Raw genomic sequence first — 18866 nt, 5'->3', positions numbered from 1 at the left:
TTTCTAATTGACACATTGTCTAATTAGTATCATCTAATTAGCATCATCTTTTCAATGAAAAATGACCTCTCAAAACAGGTTGTGTATCGTCGATTTTTAATGCATACCAATAATCAGAAGCGGGTAGGGCAACTTTGTTAAAAGTTCCATCCCAACTCATTTTAGAGGCAGTTAATTGCGCTATTAATTTTCCATAACGGTCAAAAATAGTGACTTGTGCCTGCGGGTAATTTTCTATTCCGGTTACCTCCCAGACATCATGAAAAGTATCGTTATTTGGAGTAAAGTATGCTGGGAAAACAAGTACAACAAAAGATTTTGGATTTCCTCCGGGACAACCAGTTTTATCCTTTGCATAAGCGTTATGTAAACCACCTGATACATCATAAAACACATTAGAAGATTGAAAATCATTACCATTAACAGAATATTCAAAATAGTCTTCGTCTTTCACAAGGTTAATAGTCACTGTTGTTCCGTTTACAACTACATCATTTATTTGAGGAACCAGATGTTCATCAACAATAATGGTTTTTGTACTGGAGCAGTCGTTAGAATTCGTAACAACAACCGTATAAGTTCCGCCTTTAGATACAGGGATTTTTTGAGTAGCTTCTCCGGTAGAGGTAGACCACAAATAAGTCATTCCTTCTAATCCGGCATCTAATATAATTGTTTGTCCCTGGCACAAAGGAAGTGTTTCGTCAGTAACAACAGGAAGAGCGTAAATTTCAATATTTACCGGTGTGCGCGTAGCGTATATGCAACCGTTGTTTGCGGCCTCGGCGTAATATGTTTTATTTGCAGAAATGGTTGGAGTGAAGCTGTTTCCTAAATGTACACTTGTACCTCCGTTAGCTTCCTCAAACCAATTTATTTGACCAATGTTTGAACTTGCTTCAATAGTTACTGGTCCTGGTCCGCAATTACTATAAGTTGTTTGACCTGCGATAGGTGCAGTAGGGGTATGATTGATTGTTGCAACAACTGACTTTCTGTTAGAATCGCATCCTGCATCTACATAATAAGTTGTAGTTGTACTTATTGGTGGTGTTGTAAAAGAAGGGCCAGTATGAATTGCAGTCCCTCCGGTTGCGTCACTATACCAGCTAATTGTCGCTCCTGTTGTTGCTGTTGCAGTAAAATTGAAACTTCCTGAATCGCAAATTGGAGCAGGATTTGGATCTGGGGTTGCGACAGGAATTGTAATTTTTGTACTGGTGGCTATTTCTAAAGGAACTTCACCTGGAGATCCTCCATATTCAACAACATAACCTTTGGGTTGATAATTGTCTCCAGGAGTTAGTGATCCGGTATTTGATAAGTCGTTCCAGGAGCCTCTTATGCCTACTCCAGGTTGTGTGATGTGAGCATAATCTTCGTCTCCTTGTTGATTAGGTTCGCCATTATTCCAAAAAGCAAAATTTGGGCTAGAACCACTTGCTGTACCATTCCAGAAAACAGTTCCGGCTTCAGGGCCTGTCACCCATTTCCAAACACCTTCGGTTTCTTGGTCACTTCCTCCAATCCAGCCAGTTCCTGAGGCTTGTTCACCTATTAACTTTGCTTCATCAGCAGATAGAATAGTAGCAAGATATCCTTTTAATCCATAATAGGTTTTTGCTTCAGCGGCATTTTTCGCGGCGGTCCATGTGATTCCAATACTTGGCTCATATAAATAATAATGTTGTGTCGAAGGTAGGTAATTGGCCTGGCCAATGGTTATAGAAAAAGTTCTGGTGCCTGAGGCCGTGGCAGAAGAATTAGAGAAGACAACATCTTTAATAGCAGCTTCTAAATCAGAATATGAAACATCTCCGCCAGTTGGACTTGATAAGACTAGTTTTCCTTCATTGGGATACCACCCTTGTACAATTGAAGGATGTGTGGCAGGATTTTGAATTTGTATTCTATCAAGACCATTAGAGTAACCTGAAGAAATCTGAATATAAGCAGCTTTTGTTCCAAGTTCTGCAGGATCGTGAGAAATGGTAAACGAGGTTACAATATTTATAGAGTTTAAAGGACAATATAATTGATCACCTGTTGCTTTAAGCACAGGGGGAGTAACTGCAAATGTAGTTTTTGTATTTTTTCTTTTATTTGATTTAAGGGTGTCGTTAGCAGGTTTAACCTTATCTAATGTTTTAACTTTATCATTTGCATGAGATGGGTTAAAACTCAAAACAAGAAATAAAAGCATTATTGTTAAGAAATTAAAATTTTTCATTTTATAAAAGTATCAATTTTATAATAATAAAAAAATATATTTCAATTTCTAACATTTAAAGACAGGATGTGCCGAAAAATAAGATTTAATCAGCACTTGGCCAGTTTAATTTTTGGAACAAATCCCAAACGACAATTCCGGCACTAACAGCAATGTTTAAGGAATGTTTGGTGCCTAATTGCGGAATTTCAATACAGCCGTCACAGATGGCAACAGCTTCCTGTGCAACTCCGTAAACTTCATTGCCAAAAACTAAGGCATATTTTTGATTTTTAGCTACTTTAAAATCCTGAAGAAAAATGGAGCTTTCCACTTGTTCAATGGCGAGCGTCATCACATTTTCTTTTTTTAAGTTCTCAATAACTTCCAAAACATTTTCATGATGTTCCCAGGCTACGGTTTCTGTAGCACCAAGAGCGGTTTTGTGGATTTCTTTGTTTGGAGGAGTTGCTGTGATACCGCATAAAATGATTTTTTCAACCAAAAAGGCATCAGAAGTTCTAAATACAGAACCAATATTGTGCAAACTGCGAATATCATCCAAAACTAAAATTAGAGGTGTTTTGTCTGATTTTTTAAAATCTTCAATCGATTTGCGATCCAGTTCGCTGTTTTCAAGTTTTCTCATTGGTATGTTGTATTCAGGTCATAAAAAAAGCTTCCAAAGATAAGGAAGCTTTTTCGATTATTTTATTTTCTTTTCAGATTAGCTTTTTACCGGATCTGGTAAAACAGTACCTTTAATAGTAAGTACTTTTGTAGGTTGTCCTTCAGCATTAGAAGTAACAGTTACCGTTTTAGTAAAAGCACCAACTCTGTCAGTAGCATATTTTACCCCAATAATTCCTTTAGCACCAGGGGCGATTGGCTCTTTTGGTGTTGTAGGTACAGTACAACCACAAGATCCTTGTGTGTTTGTAATGATTAATGGTTTTGTTCCATTGTTTACAAAAACAAACTGACGATTACCATCAGCATTGTGAGCGATAGATCCGTAATCGATAGTTTCGTTTTCAAAAACCATTCCTGCTCCTTGAACTTTAGCAACTTTGGCTTTTTTAGCAGTTTGAGCGTTTGAAGCTGTAATTCCAACTACAGCGATCATAACAAATAAAATTATTTTTTTCATCTTTAAGAGTCTTTGTTTTAATTATGAACAAATCTATTGAAAATTCTAATATCTCAACTCAAAAAAATCTTAAAAATATTTTAATTTTTGAAGCTCTTCGATATGCCGCCAAAATATTATAAATTCGCTGTCATAAATTTTCATTTAAAAACATTACAATTTGGCAGCGAAAGAGAAAGTGGTGAAAGAAACACCCTTAATGAAACAGTACAACGAAATCAAGAGAAAATATCCTGATGCCTGTCTGCTTTTCAGAGTGGGTGATTTTTACGAAACCTTTGGAGAAGACGCCATTAGAGCTTCTAAAATTCTTGGAATAACATTAACTAAAAGAGGTGCAGGTTCTGAAACTGAAACCGCTTTAGCCGGTTTTCCGCATCATTCTATTAATACTTACTTGCCAAAATTAGTCAAAGCCGGACTTCGTGTTGCTATTTGCGATCAGCTCGAAGATCCAAAAATGACTAAAACTATTGTAAAACGTGGTGTTACCGAATTGGTAACTCCTGGAGTTTCTTTAAACGATGAGGTTTTACAATCTAAATCAAACAACTTTTTAGCATCTGTTTATTTTGCTAATAAAAATATCGGAATTTCCTTTTTGGATGTTTCAACAGGGGAGTTTTTAACGGCTCAGGGAAATGCAGAATATATTGATAAACTTTTGCAGAATTTTAATCCGAGTGAAGTTTTAGTTCCGAAGAATAACAAAGGTGATTTCAAAGCTGCTTTTGGAGATGATTTTCATAGTTTTTATTTGGAAGACTGGATTTATAAAGAAGATTATGCGTTGGAAACTTTGACAAAGCATTTTCAAACTGTTTCTTTAAAAGGTTTTGGAGTTGAAGAGTTAAAGGAAGGAATCATTGCTTCGGGAGCGATTCTGTATTATTTATCCGAAACACAACACAATCGTGTACAACATATAACAGCAATCCAGCGTATTGCTGAAGATGCTTATGTCTGGATGGATCGATTCACAATTCGAAATTTAGAATTATATCACAGCTATAATCCGAATGCTGTAACGCTTTTAGATGTAATTGACAGAACGCTTTCGCCAATGGGTGGACGTTTGTTGAAACGTTGGCTGGCTTTACCGTTAAAAGACAGTAATAAAATAAAAGGCCGTCATGATGTGGTTTCGTATTTGAAATCAAATCCTGAAGTGCTGCACAATATTCAATACCAAATTAAACAAATTTCAGATTTAGAGCGTCTGATTTCTAAAATCGCTGCCGGAAAAGTTTCGCCACGTGAAATTGTTTATTTGAAAGAATCCCTGGATGCTATTATTCCAATTAAAACCTTAGCGTTGCAAAGCCCGCAGGAAGCAGTAAAAGTGATTGGAGACAGTTTGCATGCTTGTGATTTATTAAGAGAAAAAATCAAAGTAACTTTAAATCAGGATGCGCCAGTTGCCATTGCAAAAGGAAATGCGATTGCAAAAGGAATTAGTGAAGAATTAGACGAGTTGCGTGCCATCTCGACTTCAGGAAAAGAGTATTTAGAAGGAATTGAAAAAAGAGAATCAGAAAGAACTGGAATTTCATCTTTGAAAATTTCTTTCAATAATGTTTTTGGATATTATATCGAAGTTCGAAATACACATAAAGATAAAGTGCCTGGAGAGTGGATTCGTAAGCAGACTTTGGTAAATGCAGAACGTTACATTACCGAGGAATTAAAAGAATACGAAACTAAAATTTTAGGTGCCGAAGAAAGAATTCATAAAATTGAAACCGATCTTTTTGAACAATTAGTAGCCTGGATCGCGACTTATATTAAGCCGGTTCAAATGAACGCTAATTTGGTAGCGCAATTAGATTGTTTGTGTTCATTTACACAATTAGCGGTTGAGAATAAGTATGTATGTCCGGAAATTGACGAAACTTTCGAATTAGATATTAAAAACGGAAGACATCCTGTAATCGAAAAGCAATTGCCAGTTGGAACACCTTATATTGCCAATGATGTTTATTTAGATAGAGAAACGCAACAGCTTATCATGATTACGGGTCCGAATATGTCTGGTAAGTCAGCTATTTTGAGACAAACAGCTTTAATTGTATTGTTAGCTCAAATGGGAAGTTTTGTTCCGGCTGACAGTGTCAGAATGGGAATTGTAGACAAAATCTTTACGCGAGTAGGGGCTTCTGATAATATTTCGATGGGAGAATCTACTTTTATGGTAGAGATGAATGAAACAGCTTCTATTTTGAATAACATATCAGACAGAAGTTTGGTTTTATTAGATGAAATTGGAAGAGGAACAAGTACGTATGATGGAATCTCGATTGCCTGGGCTATTGCCGAATTTTTACACGAACATCCGGGAAGAGCGAAAACATTGTTTGCAACGCATTATCATGAGTTGAATGAAATGACAGAATCGCTTCCGAGAATTCAGAATTATAATGTTGCTGTAAAGGAATTAAAAGATACCGTTCTTTTTGTTCGTAAGCTGGTAAAAGGAGGAAGTGCGCACAGTTTCGGAATTCACGTCGCTAAAATGGCCGGAATGCCTCAGACTGTAATTTTGAAAGCACAGAAGCTTTTGAAGAAATTAGAAAAGAATCATTCGAGTGATGCTTTAAATGGAATCAAATCGGCTAATGATGAAATGCAGATGAGCTTCTTTAATTTGGATGATCCGTTGTTGGAAGAGATAAAAGAAGAGATCTTAAGTCTTGATATAAACTCGATCACACCCGTTGAGGCATTGATGAAACTCAATGAAATTAAAAGGATGATTGTTAAGAAATAAATTTCAGATTTAAAGTTTAGGTTATCAGAAGGTTATAAAATAAGTGTAATTTTTTTTCAAAAAAGGCTTGTGTAATTGAATAAATGTCCTAAATTTGCACTCGCAATACAGAACAAGTCAAGTATTGTAGTTCTTACAAGAATTTGAAACGCGAAAATAGCTCAGTTGGTAGAGCGCGACCTTGCCAAGGTCGAGGTCGCGGGTTCGAGCCCCGTTTTTCGCTCAAAACCATATAATGCTCGGATGGTGAAATTGGTAGACACGCTGGACTTAAAATCCAGTGAACAGCAATGTTCGTGCGGGTTCAAGTCCCGCTCTGAGTACTAAAGCCTCTTCTTTTGAAGAGGCTTTTTTTATTGTGTAAATTCACGCACTGGAAAATAAATTTGCGAAATAAATTTATTTTAAAAGAATCTAAAATCAACAATCTAAAATCTAAATTAATAAATGGGTGCTTTCGTAATTAGTAGGCGATTTAATGATGAGTATAAATTTGTGTTTACTTCCAGGAAAGGCAAAGTGATTTTTACTAGTTTGAGTTATGAGCTGAAATTTGAGTGTGAGGAGGATATTGAGAAATTTAAATTAAATATTGAGCAGGCTAAGTTTTTGAAGTTTAAAGGTTCTGGGGGGAAGTATTTTTTTAAATTAATGTTGGGTGAGCTTCACTTTGCTACAAGTCGAAAATACACGACAGAATTGCTTTTGCAGAAAGGAATAAAAGAAATTGTGAACTATGCTTCAAAATCAGAAATTTTAGATTTCTCGTCAAATGAATCTATTTTTGAAGATGAAGAAATGGTTGAGGATGAAATGGAGTGATAAAAAGAAATTCCAATATTTAAAAATTCCAAATTCCAATAGTGCGTGGTTTTTGGGTTTTTAAAAATAAAATAGTTTATAATTTAGAATTCCAAATTTCAGTAATACAATGTGTGTAATTAGAATTTGGAATTTTTTATTTTGGAATTTTTTAATTTTTGAGCAAAAAAAAACCATCTCAAGGATGGTTTTAAAATTTTTAGAACTTAGGTTCTAATTATTTTTTTACTTCTTCTACTTTAGCAGCAGCAGAGTCAACTTTAGCAGCAGCAGAATCAACAGTTGCAGCAGCAGAATCAACTACAGCAGCAGCAGAATCAACAGCAACAGCAGTAGAATCTACAGCTGGCTCAGCAGCAGCATCAGCTTTTTTACAAGAAACAACAGTTAAAACAGCAACAACAGCTAAACTTAAAAATACTTTTTTCATCTTACTTTATTATAAAAGGTTAATTATTAATTCGTGGCAAAGATATAAATTTTTTAATATGTAAAATATTTTTTCACTTTTTTTTTAAAATATTTTCCTTGCTCACGATTATCTTATTTATCAAAGAATATGCCAAAATACTAAAAAAATGTTATATTATTGATTTTTTTGTCTAAATTATTTTTTGTTGAATATTCTATAAGAGAATTGGCTATTTTGATTCCCTTATTTGCAGTTTATTTTGCTTTTGCTTGATTATTGCGCAAGTTTCTAAGCGTAAAATAATGCGTTTTAAGCGATTTTTATATCGTGTTGGGTATAGAAATCTGTTTTTACTGCTTTTGAGCCCTTACAAAACGATTTTCATTATGCTTTCTGTTGCACCTTTATTGTCTTGAATGTAGGACTTACAGATTTGACTCTTTTCATTTAGATACTTTTTGTCTAAAAGTAAACGATCAAAAGTTTGTTTTAACTCCGTAAAATCTGAAATGACAATACAGCCTCCAATTTTTACCAAATTAACGGCTTCTGCAAAATTCGAATAATTTGGTCCAATCACTATTGGAATACCAAAGGTTGCGGGTTCGAGGATATTATGAATTCCAGGGTTTCCAAATCCTCCACCAACGTATGCTATTGTTCCGTAACTATATATTTTAGTCAATAAACCTACGGTGTCTATAATAAAGACATCATAATTAGATAAGTCCTTGATATTGTCTTTTTCAGAAAATAAAAGCGTTGATTTTGTAATTTGGGATTTTAAATTGGAGATCTGGTCTTGTTTGATATTATGTGGCGCGATAATAAATTTTACAGTTGATGGAGCCTGATTAATATATTCGGCTAGCAAAGCTTCGTCCTTTGGCCACGAACTTCCAATCACTATAGTTGGAGTGTTGTTCTTAAATTGTTTAATAAAATCAACAGTATTGTCTCTTTCTAAAATGGCCGCAACGCGATCAAAACGAGTGTCGCCGGAAACGATAACATTTTTGAATCCGATAGCTTCAATTTTTTCTTTTGATTTTTCATTTTGCACAAAGAAATAAGTAAAGGCTTTTAGTGCTTTTCTGTAAAAACCGCCATACCATTTAAAAAACATCTGATTGTCTCTGAAAATTCCCGAGATCAAATACGTTGGGATTTTATTTGTTTCCAATTCTTTTAGATAATTCAGCCAGAATTCATATTTGATGAAAAAGGCTAATTCAGGATGTGTTAATTTTAGGAATTTTTTTGCATTACTTTTAGTGTCTAAAGGCAGGTAAATAGTGACGTCAGCAATATTGTTATTTTTGCGGACTTCATAACCGGAAGGAGAGAAGAAAGTAACAATGATTTTATGCGAAGGGTATTTTTCTTTGATTTTTTCGATAACTGGTAAGCCTTGCTCGTATTCGCCAAGTGAGGCAGAGTGAAACCAGATAGTCTTGTCTTTTGGTTTTATTTTTTCTTCTAAAATACTGAAAACATTTTTTCTTCCTTCAATAAAAAGCTTGATTTTCGGACTAAAAAGTGCTACAATTTTCAGAAAAAACCCCGCAATAGAAACAACTAAATTGTATAGAAAAAGCATATATGTAATTTTGGTGCTAAATTACGCTTCTTTCAATTATTTTCATTGTCCAAAGCTATTAAATAACTATTTTTGTTCCTCGTTTTCGAGATTGGTTTTAAAAAGCTAATCTCAAAGTTTTAAATAAATAAAGACAAATGAAAAAAATTCAAATGGTTGACTTAAAGAGTCAATACGAGAAAATAAAATCTACCGTTGATGCTTCAATTCAGGAAGTTTTAGATACAAATACTTATATAAACGGACCTTTGGTTCATCAATTTCAAAAAAATCTTGAAGATTATTTAGGAGCAAAACACGTAATTCCGTGTGCAAATGGTACTGATGCTTTGCAAATTGCCATGATGGGTCTGGATTTAAAACCAGGCGATGAGGTAATTACTGCCGATTTTACTTTTGCTGCTACTGTTGAAGTTATTGCTTTGTTACAATTAACGCCAGTATTGGTTGATGTTGATATGATGAATATGAATATTGATATTGAAGCAATTAAAAAAGCAATCACACCAAAAACAAAAGCAATTGTTCCGGTACATTTATTTGGCCGTGCGGCGAATATGGATGCGATTATGGAAATTGCTACCGAACATAATTTATATGTAATTGAAGATAATGCACAGGCAATTGGAGCTGATTATGTTTCTAAATCAGGAACAAAAAGCAAAGTGGGGGTAATTGGTCATGTTGCTGCAACTTCATTTTTCCCATCTAAAAACTTAGGTTGTTATGGAGATGGTGGAGCGATTTTTACCAATGATGATAAATTGGCACACATTATTCGCGGAATTGTAAATCACGGAATGTATGAGCGTTACCATCATGATGTAGTAGGAGTGAACTCACGTTTAGACAGTATTCAGGCAGGGGTTTTGAATGCAAAATTGCCGCTTTTAGACGAATATAATGCAGCACGTCGTTTGGCGGCTTCAAAATATAATGCTGCTTTTGCTGGAAACGCACACATTATTACACCAGAATTTGATGCGAATGAAAATGATCACGTTTTTCATCAATATGTGTTGAGAATTATTGATGCAGACAGAAATGCTTTAATGCAGCATTTATTGGATAAGGCAATCCCATGTGCGATTTATTATCCAATTCCGTTGCATTCACAAAAAGCGTATGTTGATACTCGTTATAAGGAAGAGCAATTTCCGGTAACCAATCAATTAGTGAAAGAAGTTATTGCTTTACCAATGCATACTGAGCTTGATGATGAGCAAATTAAATTTATTACAGATTCTGTTTTAGAATTTTTAAACAAATAAATCATGAAGAAAGTAAGTGTTTTAATTTTGATGATTCTTGTTCAGTTTTCAGGTTTTGCTCAAAAATCTAATACTAAAGAACAAACAGCTGTAATTGATCAGGTAGAGATTTTGCGTAAAGCAATGCTTGATGCGGATGGTGTTAAATTAAAATCACTGACTTCTGAAAAATTGAATTACGTTCATTCGAATGGTAATTTTCAAAATCAGGCAGAATTTATAGATGGAATTGTTAGTGGAAAATCAGATTTTGTAACCATTGAATTTCAGGATCAAACTATTACGATTCAGAATGATGTGGCGATTGTTAGGCATGTACTGGCAGCGCACACGAAAGATGGTGGTATTGATAAAGATATTAAAATCGGTATAATGCTTGTGTGGCAAAAACAAAAGAATAATTGGATTTTGATTGCAAGGCAGGCTTATAAATTAACTACATAAAAAAAAAACAACACAAAAAACAACCAAAAAATGAAAGTATTAGTAACAGGGGGATTGGGATTTATTGGTTCTCACACGGTAGTCGAATTGCAAAACGAAGGCTTTGAAGTTGTGATAATTGATAATTTTTCGAATTCTTCAGAAGATGTTTTAAAAGGAATTACAAACATTACAGGAAAAACACCTTTATTCGAAAAGTTAGATTTAAGAGAAAAAGCATCAGTTCAGGATTTCTTTAAAAAACACAGCGATGTTACAGGAGTAATTCATTTTGCCGCTTCAAAAGCGGTTGGAGAAAGTGTTGAAAATCCGTTGTTGTATTACGAAAACAACATTAGCTCTTTGATTTATCTTTTACAGGAATTACAACAAAAACCTGAAGCAAGTTTCATTTTTAGCTCGTCTTGTACGGTTTACGGTCAAGCCGAAAAAATGCCAATTACCGAGGACGCGCCCGTACAGGAAGCAATGTCTCCTTACGGAAATACCAAGCAAATTGGAGAAGAAATTATAACAGATACTACGAAAGTAACTAATATAAACGCAATTTTATTACGTTATTTTAATCCGGTTGGAGCGCATTCATCCAATGAAATTGGAGAATTACCATTAGGTGTTCCTCAAAATTTAGTACCTTTTATTACCCAAACGGGTGTGGGATTGCGTAAAGAATTATCTGTTTTTGGAGATGATTACCCAACTCCTGATGGAACTGCAGTTCGCGATTATATTCATGTAGTAGATTTGGCAAAAGCACACGTAATTGCATTACAGCGTTTGTTCAATAAAAAGAATTTGCAAAAAGTAGAAACCTTTAATTTAGGAACAGGAAAAGGAAGTTCAGTTCTTGAAGTAATCAATAGTTTTGAAAAAGTAAGCGATAAAAAATTACCATATAAAATCATGCCGCGTCGTGAAGGTGATATCACTGAAGCCTACGCCAACACAGATAAAGCAAATAATGTTTTAGGCTGGAAAGCAGAATTGAGTTTAGACGAAGCAATGGCAAGTGCTTGGAAGTGGGAACAAAAAGTTCGCTCTTAATTTAGTGTTCAGTTACAGTCGCAGTTTTCAGTAGAGGCGCACAGCATTGCGTCTCGCGCTAGCACAAGAAATCCCAAATAATTTAAATGATTATTTGGGATTTTTATTTTGACTAGATTTATTTTGTAAGATTAAAAATGTAGGAATTATGGAGTCGAAAAAAGATAATAAAAAGACTGATAAAGTTGAAGAGCCTAGAGTTGAATACGAAATTGAGAAACCTAAATTTAGAGGAATAGACCGCGAGACTTTTGATTTTGATGCTGAGTTTGCAAAAGGATTAACTCCAGAGGAAGCAAAAGCTGAAGCAAAAAGAAGAATTAGAGAATGGTGGGGAAAATAGAAGTTATTTTTGCTCCATCTGTAATTCGTTATCTTGATGATTTGGTTGTATATTATATAAAAAGCAATACTTTGGTTTTATAGAATCTGCAGAAGAATATGTTGATGATATTTACGATGTCATACCAGAAAGAATTAAAAAATTTCCGCATAAGAAAACTCTAAAATCACTTCAATATTTGGGTTTAAATTTTGTTTTTTATAAAGCTAATGCCAGAACAACTTGGTACGCGTTTTTTGAGCAAAGCGATCAAAATTATTTGATCACGGGAATTATAAATAATTATTGCTCAGAAGCAAAAGAACTTTAGTAGCTAATGTCGATCAAAAGTTGCTGGGATTTTTTGTGCTTCACTCTCTTTGTCAAATGTCCAGGATATAATCCACCATCTTTTATCATCAAAATAAAGTTGGATACTGTTGATTCCTCTTCGGGCAACCGGGCCATTCTTTACTAATCTCGTTTCGTAAGTGCTCCATACATGAGCAATGTTTCCAAATATTTGTACTTCGCGATTAATTTCATTTTCATAAAAAGGAGTCGTTAATACCATATCGTCCGTTAATTTATGAAAATCACTGATAGGCATAATGGTCTGTTTAGTTTCTCCTTCTGAATTTACCGTAGGAAAACAATAGATTGCATTTGAATTATGAAGTGAAAGATCTCTTTTCCATTGCCTTTTTTCGCCAATATCGCCTGAAACCACTTCATAAGAAGCTTTTATGATTCCGTCTATTGAAGTTACGTCCTCTTTTAATGGGTATTGAATCTCCTGTCCACTTAAGAGTGCTGTATTTGCTATCATAATTAATGTGATTTTAAAAATTGATTTTTTCATTGCCGGGTTTTTAAGTTCGGGCAAATAAAATCATAGTAAATCACAGGAGAAACTTTTTTATACAGATGTGGGTAAATAATATACGTGTGGAAGTTTTTTTTATGTTAACGGTTACAGCACGAATTTATTGATTGCTTTAGTGAGGCAGTCTTTATAAGTTTTGCCAATGGTTATTTTATTTCCTTTGGCTATAATGTGATTGTCTTCTATGCTATCTATATTGGTTAGGTTGACTATAAATGAATTGTGAACCCTCATAAATTCATTAGGTAATACATCTATTAAGTCTTTTAAAGATTTGTAATAGGTGTGGTTGATGTTTTCTATTGTTATAATCTGAACATAATTCCCCAAGCCTTTAATTACAGCTATAGAATCAAAATGTAGTTTTACAATTTTTTTATCCGTTTTTATGAATGTAAATTTTTCTTCTTTCATCCTATTTAATATCATTTTAAGGGATTGAGATTCTGGAGTAAATGTAAATAGTTTTATATAAAAAATCCTCACAAACATTAAGTTATGAGGATTTTTATAAGTATAATTTTTAAACTGATCACTAAAAAACGGATCACTGAACACTAATTATGCATTCGCAGTAACCGCTTCTTTGTCAATTTTATTAATCAAACCAGCTAATACTTTTCCAGGACCCACTTCTGTAAATAAAGTAGCGCCGTCAGCGATCATTTGCTGAACTGATTGCGTCCATTTTACAGGAGCAGTCAATTGTATAATTAAGTTCTTTTTGATTTCGTTTGCATCAGAAACTGCATTTGCTGTTACGTTTTGGTAAACAGAGCAAATAGGAGTAGAGAACGTAGTTGCTTCAATTGCAGCAGCTAACTCTTCTCTTGCTGGTTCCATCATTGGTGAGTGAAATGCTCCTCCAACAGGTAAAATCAGCGCCCGTTTTGCTCCGGCAGCTTTCATCGCCTCGCAAGCTTTTTCAACTGCTGTAGTTTCTCCTGAAATCACTAATTGTCCAGGACAGTTATAATTTGCTGCAACTACAATTCCATCAATAGAAGCACAAACTTCTTCAACAATATTATCAGCTAAACCTAAAACCGCAGCCATTGTAGATGGCGTAATTTCACAGGCTTTTTGCATTGCCAAAGCACGTTGAGAAACTAATTTCAAACCGTCTTCAAAAGATAAAGTTCCGTTAGCAACCAATGCTGAAAATTCACCTAATGAATGTCCTGCAACCATTTCTGGTTTAAAATCTTCACCTAAAGTTTTAGCTAGAATAACAGAATGTAAAAATACAGCTGGCTGAGTCACTTGTGTTTCCTTTAGTTCTTCGGCAGTACCTTCAAACATAATATCTGTAATTCTAAAACCTAAAATTTCATTAGCTTTTTCGAATAATTCTTTGGCTAAAGCCGATGTTTCATATAAGTCTTTGCCCATTCCTGTAAACTGTGCGCCCTGACCTGGAAATACGTATGCTTTCATTTGTCTAATTTATTTTTTTATTTTTTTTGAAATTGAAAATTAGTTTCAATTGAAAGGCAAAAATAGTATTTTTTTAGCTCGTATAATCCTTAAACATATAAATCCATGCTAATCTTGAAAATCGGAGATTGAAAGAAGTAAGTAAAGTAATAACAACGGCAATAATGGGAATGATTCGTAAATCGAATGTTTGATCAAAGAAAAATTGAGCAACACAATACGTAGCAATACCTTGTGCAACTGTCAATCCATAATTTACATACATGGCACCAAAGAAATAGCCGGGCTCTTTTTGGAATTTGTAATTACAATGACTGCAGTATTCATTCATTTTCGGAAGACCAAAAGTCAAAAAAATATTCTTGTCTTTAAATACTTTTCCTTTATGACAAACCGGACATTCGTTGCTTAAAATATGGGTTAATGCGCTTGACATGATTTTGTTATTTTTTATTTATACAAAGGTAATTCGGGGTTGAATAAAAGTCTTTTTAGTATCTTCGCTACTTATAGCACAATAAAGACATCTTGTTTGAAATTTCAATGTGAAAATTCCAAATGCAAAATCCAAAATCTGCAATCTAAAATCTACTCGCAATGAAAAAATATCCTATTTACAGTGTTCAGAATTTCAGTTGTAACGATGTTCATCGCGATTTTTATGTCAATACTTTTAGAGAACATCTAAAAAGCCATAGTTTTGTAGAAGAACCGCATCGGCATGATTCGTATTTAATGGTGTTTTTTACAAATGGATCCGGATTACATGAAGTCGATTTTGATCAGTTCGAAATAAAAAGAGGAAGTTTGTTTGTAATGCAACCTGGACAAATGCACCATTGGAGTTTGTCTGAAGATATCGAGGGTTTTGTGATTATCTTTTCGCAGGAACTTTATAATTTATATTTCGGACAGAAAAAAATCAACGAGTATAATTTTTACCATTCCATTCATAATCGGCCCGAAATGGTTTTTGAAGAAAAGGAGATGTTAAAAATCCTGCCTTATTTTGATTTGATCATTCAGGAGAATATTCAGAATAATAAATTGCAATTGGATAAAATGTTGAATTTGCTTGATTGTATTCACATAGAAATCTCAAGAAAATATAGTGAAACGTATTCGCATCAAGCACATTCATACAATATTAAAATCAACAAATTTGAATTGCTTTTGGAACAATATTTCAGACAAGAAAAATTGCCTTCTTTTTACGCCGAAAAATTAAATATCACACTAAAACATTTAAACAGAATCTGCAATGAAATTCTGCAAAAAACTGCCACAGAAGTCATTATGGATAGAGTAATTCTGGAAGTAAAAAGAATGTTAATCGATAAACAATTAGCAGTAAACGAAGTCGCATTTGCAGTCGGCTACGAAGATTACTCTTATTTCTCAAGATTCTTCAAAAAACAAACCGGAATGTCTCCCACAGAATTTCGAAATACTGTGCGATGATTTTTTTTTAGCCACGAATAACACAAATTTCCACGAATTAATTTTTGTACAATTTGCAGATAAAAAATTAGTGAAAATTAGTGTAATTGCTTCGCCTGTTCGCTATCGCTCGAGTCGTGGCAAACCAAAAAAAAGAAAAAACCCTGCACTTCCTAAAAAGTACAGGGTTTTTAACCAACCAAATTAAAACCTATTTTTCAGGATTAAGCTTGTTTTACAAATTGTAATTCAATGTTCAAACGAACTTCTTCTCCAACTAAAACACCTCCAGTTTCAAGAGCTGAGTTCCAGTTTAATCCCCAATCTTTACGATTGATTTTACCTTCAATATTTAAACCTACTTTAGTATTTCCCCAAGGATCAGTCATGATTCCGCTAAATTCTACTGGAAATTTTACAGTTTTAGAAACACCTTTGATAGTTAAATCTCCAGTTAATTCGTAATCTCCGTCATCAATTTTTTTGAATGATGAACCTTTGAAAGTTAATTTTGGATTGTTTTCGGCATCAAAGAAATCAGCACTTCTTAAGTGACCGTCTCTGTCTGCATTTGCAGTATCGATAGAAGCGATATCGCCAGAAAACTCGATTGCTGCGTTTTCAAAATTATTACCTTCTGTAGTAATTGTTGCGTCGTAAGTCCCAAATTTACCTGAAACATTTGTAAACATCATGTGTTTAACTTTAAAACCAATTTCTGAATGTGTTGGGTCAATTGACCATTTTGTAGTTGCCATAATTTTTATTTTTTAAATAATTAATTTCATTTTGATAGGACAAAGTTACGGTGGTAGTGAGCGTAACGCACTTAACCTAGATTAAGAAATGAAAATGTGATGATTTTTTGAATATTTTTTTTACCACAGATTAAAGTATTTCCACTGATTAATAATTCGAAACTAAAAATCATTTTAATCTTTTAATCTGTGGCAAAAACTAAGTACATGCTTATAAGAACTGTTGGATTTGTTTACTTAAATTACAAAAAAAAGAAACGATAATAATCTGAATTTCAGATTGATTACCGTTTCTTAAAAAAAAAGTATTAGTTGTGTTGTGTGAATTAATAGTTCATCGGAATGTCCATCAATAAGAATTCTGCATCCGTATTTGCTTTTATAGTTAAAATATCAGTTCCTGAAATTCCAACAGCATCACGAGTGTTTAATTCCTGACCATTGATCGTTACGTTTCCTTTTAAAATGAAAGCGTAAACTCCGTTTCCTTCTTTTTTAATTTTATATTCGGTCGCAATTCCGGCATCAAAATTCCCCATATTAAACCAGGCATCCTGATGGATCCAAACACCTTCGTCATCTGCATTTGGAGACAAAATTTGTGCTAATTTATTGTGTCTGTCTGCAACATCCAAAGTGATTTGTTGGTATCGAGGCGCTACATTTCTTTTGTTTGGAAACAACCAGATTTGCAACAATTTTGTTTGCTGATCTGCATTTGGGTTAAACTCACTGTGTTGTACTCCGGTTCCGGCACTCATTACCTGAATATCGCCATTCTTGATAATCTCCGTATTTCCCATGCTGTCTTTGTGTGCTAAATCGCCTTCTAACGGAATGGTAATAATTTCCATATTATCATGAGGATGTGTTCCAAAACCCATTCCGCCTGCAATCGTGTCGTCATTCAAAACACGAAGCGCACCAAACTGAATTCTATCCGGATTGTACCAGCTAGCAAAACTAAAACTATGATAAGCGTTAAGCCATCCGTGATTTGCATTTCCTCTTGTTTCTGCTTTGTGCAATACTATATTTTCCATGATCTGTTGTTTTGTTATTTTTATAGTACAAATTTACGATCAACATAGAGGAAAAGAACTTAATGTAGATTAAGAAAGGTTTTTTGAAAGGTTCTGAGGTTCTAAGGAACTAAGATGCTAAGGTTTTTGTTTTGATCGAAAACATGATAGAAATAAAAGAAAGTCCCAGCGGGACGATATATTTATAGAAAATGATTGAAGCGAAGCATCAAAGCTCCAGCGGAGCGAGATGTTTATAATAGGAAAATAGAAAAATATCGCTCCGATGGAGCTTTTATTACTGAATTTATGAATTAGCTATAAACATGATGCTCCGCTGGAGATTTGGCTGTATTGAGTAAAAAATCTGCAATCTGCAATCTGCTTAATGTAGATTAAGAAAAGATTTTTGAAGGTTCTAAGGTTCTTAGGAACTGAGTTGCTAAGGTTTTTGTTTTGATCGAAAACATGATAGAAATCAAAGAAAGTCCCAGCGGGACGATATATTTATAGAAAATGATTGAAGCGAAGCATCAAAGCTCCAGCGGAGCGAAATGTTAATTTAAGGAAATAAAAAAATATCGCCTCACTTAAGCTTTTATGTTGGATTGTATGTTTTATAAGGTTTTTTTTTGAAGCAGAAATTTTGTTTTTCAAAAGACGTCTAGTCCCGCTATTTGTTTCAATCTTTTGCGCCGAACCCCGGCACAAAAGGATTTCCACTTCTATCGGGGCTAAATTAGAAGTTTTATTTTTATAAGGAGGAGCAAAGTGGCAAAGGTACAGAGGTTTTTCGCAATCTTTTCATCCTGAGGAACGAAGGATCACACTAGAAATTCCGTTCCTATAATCGACAATCTTTGGCGAGCTGCTTGTGTGATCTCTCCTTTGTCGAGATGACAAGATTGGGAATAGCTATTATTTAATCTTAATCAATTTCCCTTTTCCAACCACTTCATCAAGGTAATTTGCAGCCGAACTTTGCTTATCATGCATGTAAAATGGAATAGTATCATTTTTAATTTGATCTTTGGAGATACTTATGATTAAATCGGTATTCATAAAATTTTCCAGTAGAATTACATTCCCATAAGAAATTTTTCCTTTTGGCATATACTTGCTATCAAACACAAAAACACTATCCTTAAAAGTGATTTTATCTTTTTGGATATACGAATTGTCTTCTTCTATTAAATAATTATAACGGCCATTAAGTTTGTCTGTTTCCTGATTTAAATTTATAGAAATCAGCGTTATTATTAAAATAAGATATTTCATAACA

Annotated in this window: 19 protein-coding genes and 2 tRNA genes; 9 read left to right on the top strand and 12 right to left on the bottom strand. The window is 34.0% G+C overall.

The features are described from left to right. Window positions 1-43: 43 nt before the first annotated feature. The 3 genes from BUA98_RS20100 to BUA98_RS20090 form a co-directional block, all read right to left on the bottom strand. Window positions 44-2230, bottom strand: coding sequence for an Ig-like domain-containing protein (locus tag BUA98_RS20100; RefSeq protein WP_072975398.1), 2187 nt, complete (start codon window positions 2228-2230; stop codon window positions 44-46). Between the two features lie 85 nt (window positions 2231-2315). Continuing rightward, entirely contained in the window at window positions 2316-2858 is a 543-nt protein-coding gene (locus tag BUA98_RS20095) for an RNA methyltransferase (protein ID WP_072975397.1), read from the bottom strand. A 78-nt stretch (window positions 2859-2936) separates the two neighbouring features. Then, window positions 2937-3359 (bottom strand): DUF1573 domain-containing protein, encoded by a 423-nt coding sequence (locus BUA98_RS20090; RefSeq protein ID WP_072975395.1) that lies wholly within the window; start codon window positions 3357-3359, stop codon window positions 2937-2939. Window positions 3360-3519: 160 nt separating this feature from the next. Here BUA98_RS20090 and mutS point away from each other — a divergent pair, with 160 nt between their 5' ends. The 4 genes from mutS (at window position 3520) to BUA98_RS20070 (ending at window position 6948) form a co-directional block, all read left to right on the top strand. After that, window positions 3520-6126, top strand: a complete 2607-nt coding sequence (gene mutS, locus BUA98_RS20085) for a DNA mismatch repair protein MutS (RefSeq protein ID WP_072975393.1) — start codon at window positions 3520-3522, stop codon at window positions 6124-6126. 150 nt (window positions 6127-6276) lie between these two features. After that, window positions 6277-6349 (top strand) — tRNA-Gly (locus BUA98_RS20080). 14 nt (window positions 6350-6363) lie between these two features. Further along, a tRNA-Leu gene (locus BUA98_RS20075) sits at window positions 6364-6449 on the top strand. Between the two features lie 124 nt (window positions 6450-6573). Continuing rightward, a complete protein-coding gene (locus tag BUA98_RS20070) occupies window positions 6574-6948 on the top strand; it encodes a DUF1508 domain-containing protein (RefSeq protein ID WP_072975392.1) in 375 nt (124 codons plus the stop codon). Between the two features lie 217 nt (window positions 6949-7165). Here the strand turns inward: BUA98_RS20070 and BUA98_RS20065 are convergent, their stop codons facing one another. After that, window positions 7166-7378 carry a PG1828 family lipoprotein gene (locus BUA98_RS20065; RefSeq protein WP_026985591.1) on the bottom strand — a complete coding sequence of 71 codons (213 nt, stop codon included), beginning with the start codon at window positions 7376-7378 and terminating at the stop codon, window positions 7166-7168. Window positions 7379-7727: 349 nt separating this feature from the next. Continuing rightward, entirely contained in the window at window positions 7728-8960 is a 1233-nt protein-coding gene (locus BUA98_RS20060) for a 3-deoxy-D-manno-octulosonic acid transferase (protein ID WP_072975390.1), read from the bottom strand. 137 nt (window positions 8961-9097) lie between these two features. Here BUA98_RS20060 and BUA98_RS20055 point away from each other — a divergent pair, with 137 nt between their 5' ends. The 4 genes from BUA98_RS20055 to BUA98_RS20040 all read left to right on the top strand — a co-directional run bounded on the left by BUA98_RS20055 (window position 9098) and on the right by BUA98_RS20040 (window position 12062). Beyond that, window positions 9098-10231, top strand: coding sequence for a DegT/DnrJ/EryC1/StrS family aminotransferase (locus BUA98_RS20055; RefSeq protein WP_072975388.1), 1134 nt, complete (start codon window positions 9098-9100; stop codon window positions 10229-10231). 3 nt (window positions 10232-10234) lie between these two features. Beyond that, complete coding sequence (locus BUA98_RS20050) at window positions 10235-10675, top strand: nuclear transport factor 2 family protein (RefSeq protein WP_072975387.1); 441 nt, start codon at window positions 10235-10237, stop codon at window positions 10673-10675. A gap of 30 nt (window positions 10676-10705) precedes the next feature. Beyond that, window positions 10706-11719, top strand: coding sequence for a UDP-glucose 4-epimerase GalE (galE, locus tag BUA98_RS20045; RefSeq protein WP_072975385.1), 1014 nt, complete (start codon window positions 10706-10708; stop codon window positions 11717-11719). 148 nt (window positions 11720-11867) lie between these two features. Then, the gene (locus tag BUA98_RS20040) at window positions 11868-12062 is read left to right on the top strand and encodes a hypothetical protein (RefSeq protein ID WP_072975383.1); all 195 of its coding nucleotides are present in this window, start codon (window positions 11868-11870) and stop codon (window positions 12060-12062) included. Window positions 12063-12375: 313 nt separating this feature from the next. On the opposite strand, the gene BUA98_RS20035 is transcribed toward BUA98_RS20040, so the two are convergent. The 4 genes from BUA98_RS20035 to BUA98_RS20020 form a co-directional block, all read right to left on the bottom strand. Then, on the bottom strand, window positions 12376-12903 hold the full coding sequence (locus BUA98_RS20035) for a hypothetical protein (RefSeq protein ID WP_244279237.1): 528 nt from the start codon (window positions 12901-12903) through the stop codon (window positions 12376-12378). A gap of 111 nt (window positions 12904-13014) precedes the next feature. Further along, window positions 13015-13356 carry a LytR/AlgR family response regulator transcription factor gene (locus BUA98_RS20030; RefSeq protein ID WP_244279236.1) on the bottom strand — a complete coding sequence of 114 codons (342 nt, stop codon included), beginning with the start codon at window positions 13354-13356 and terminating at the stop codon, window positions 13015-13017. Window positions 13357-13488: 132 nt separating this feature from the next. After that, the gene (fabD, locus tag BUA98_RS20025; RefSeq protein ID WP_072975382.1) at window positions 13489-14364 is read right to left on the bottom strand and encodes an ACP S-malonyltransferase; all 876 of its coding nucleotides are present in this window, start codon (window positions 14362-14364) and stop codon (window positions 13489-13491) included. Window positions 14365-14437: 73 nt separating this feature from the next. Next, window positions 14438-14800: a DUF983 domain-containing protein gene (locus BUA98_RS20020; RefSeq protein WP_072975380.1), complete on the bottom strand. Its 363-nt coding sequence runs from the start codon at window positions 14798-14800 to the stop codon at window positions 14438-14440. 161 nt (window positions 14801-14961) lie between these two features. On the opposite strand from BUA98_RS20020, the gene BUA98_RS20015 reads away from it, so the two are divergent. Continuing rightward, entirely contained in the window at window positions 14962-15825 is an 864-nt protein-coding gene (locus BUA98_RS20015) for a helix-turn-helix domain-containing protein (RefSeq protein WP_072975379.1), read from the top strand. A 203-nt stretch (window positions 15826-16028) separates the two neighbouring features. On the opposite strand, the gene BUA98_RS20010 is transcribed toward BUA98_RS20015, so the two are convergent. The 3 genes from BUA98_RS20010 to BUA98_RS20000 all read right to left on the bottom strand — a co-directional run bounded on the left by BUA98_RS20010 (window position 16029) and on the right by BUA98_RS20000 (window position 18862). Continuing rightward, window positions 16029-16562: a YceI family protein gene (locus tag BUA98_RS20010; protein ID WP_072975377.1), complete on the bottom strand. Its 534-nt coding sequence runs from the start codon at window positions 16560-16562 to the stop codon at window positions 16029-16031. Window positions 16563-16888: 326 nt separating this feature from the next. Next, the gene (locus tag BUA98_RS20005) at window positions 16889-17605 is read right to left on the bottom strand and encodes a pirin family protein (protein WP_026985603.1); all 717 of its coding nucleotides are present in this window, start codon (window positions 17603-17605) and stop codon (window positions 16889-16891) included. Window positions 17606-18502: 897 nt separating this feature from the next. Further along, the gene (locus BUA98_RS20000; RefSeq protein ID WP_072975375.1) at window positions 18503-18862 is read right to left on the bottom strand and encodes a hypothetical protein; all 360 of its coding nucleotides are present in this window, start codon (window positions 18860-18862) and stop codon (window positions 18503-18505) included. Window positions 18863-18866: the final 4 nt, after the last annotated feature.

The organism is Flavobacterium saccharophilum (assembly GCF_900142735.1).
GTDB lineage: Bacteria > Bacteroidota > Bacteroidia > Flavobacteriales > Flavobacteriaceae > Flavobacterium > Flavobacterium saccharophilum.
Note: the sequence above shows the minus strand (reverse complement) of the source record. Positions and strands in the feature narration are given on the sequence as shown.

What these genes read in the sequence shown, in the direction of transcription:
- BUA98_RS20040 (WP_072975383.1), top strand. Translation starts at nt 11,868, where the DNA reads ATGGAGTCGAAAAAAGATAATAAAAAGACTGATAAAGTTGAAGAGCCT.
- BUA98_RS20055 (WP_072975388.1), top strand. Translation starts at nt 9,098, where the DNA reads ATGAAAAAAATTCAAATGGTTGACTTAAAGAGTCAATACGAGAAAATA.
- BUA98_RS20070 (WP_072975392.1), top strand. Translation starts at nt 6,574, where the DNA reads ATGGGTGCTTTCGTAATTAGTAGGCGATTTAATGATGAGTATAAATTT.
- BUA98_RS20015 (WP_072975379.1), top strand. Translation starts at nt 14,962, where the DNA reads ATGAAAAAATATCCTATTTACAGTGTTCAGAATTTCAGTTGTAACGAT.
- BUA98_RS20010 (WP_072975377.1), bottom strand. Translation starts at nt 16,562, where the DNA reads ATGGCAACTACAAAATGGTCAATTGACCCAACACATTCAGAAATTGGT.
- BUA98_RS20030 (WP_244279236.1), bottom strand. Translation starts at nt 13,356, where the DNA reads ATGATATTAAATAGGATGAAAGAAGAAAAATTTACATTCATAAAAACG.
- fabD (WP_072975382.1), bottom strand. Translation starts at nt 14,364, where the DNA reads ATGAAAGCATACGTATTTCCAGGTCAGGGCGCACAGTTTACAGGAATG.
- BUA98_RS20050 (WP_072975387.1), top strand. Translation starts at nt 10,235, where the DNA reads ATGAAGAAAGTAAGTGTTTTAATTTTGATGATTCTTGTTCAGTTTTCA.
- BUA98_RS20020 (WP_072975380.1), bottom strand. Translation starts at nt 14,800, where the DNA reads ATGTCAAGCGCATTAACCCATATTTTAAGCAACGAATGTCCGGTTTGT.
- BUA98_RS20090 (WP_072975395.1), bottom strand. Translation starts at nt 3,359, where the DNA reads ATGAAAAAAATAATTTTATTTGTTATGATCGCTGTAGTTGGAATTACA.
- BUA98_RS20035 (WP_244279237.1), bottom strand. Translation starts at nt 12,903, where the DNA reads ATGAAAAAATCAATTTTTAAAATCACATTAATTATGATAGCAAATACA.
- BUA98_RS20100 (WP_072975398.1), bottom strand. Translation starts at nt 2,230, where the DNA reads ATGAAAAATTTTAATTTCTTAACAATAATGCTTTTATTTCTTGTTTTG.
- BUA98_RS20005 (WP_026985603.1), bottom strand. Translation starts at nt 17,605, where the DNA reads ATGGAAAATATAGTATTGCACAAAGCAGAAACAAGAGGAAATGCAAAT.
- BUA98_RS20065 (WP_026985591.1), bottom strand. Translation starts at nt 7,378, where the DNA reads ATGAAAAAAGTATTTTTAAGTTTAGCTGTTGTTGCTGTTTTAACTGTT.
- BUA98_RS20000 (WP_072975375.1), bottom strand. Translation starts at nt 18,862, where the DNA reads ATGAAATATCTTATTTTAATAATAACGCTGATTTCTATAAATTTAAAT.
- BUA98_RS20060 (WP_072975390.1), bottom strand. Translation starts at nt 8,960, where the DNA reads ATGCTTTTTCTATACAATTTAGTTGTTTCTATTGCGGGGTTTTTTCTG.
- galE (WP_072975385.1), top strand. Translation starts at nt 10,706, where the DNA reads ATGAAAGTATTAGTAACAGGGGGATTGGGATTTATTGGTTCTCACACG.
- BUA98_RS20095 (WP_072975397.1), bottom strand. Translation starts at nt 2,858, where the DNA reads ATGAGAAAACTTGAAAACAGCGAACTGGATCGCAAATCGATTGAAGAT.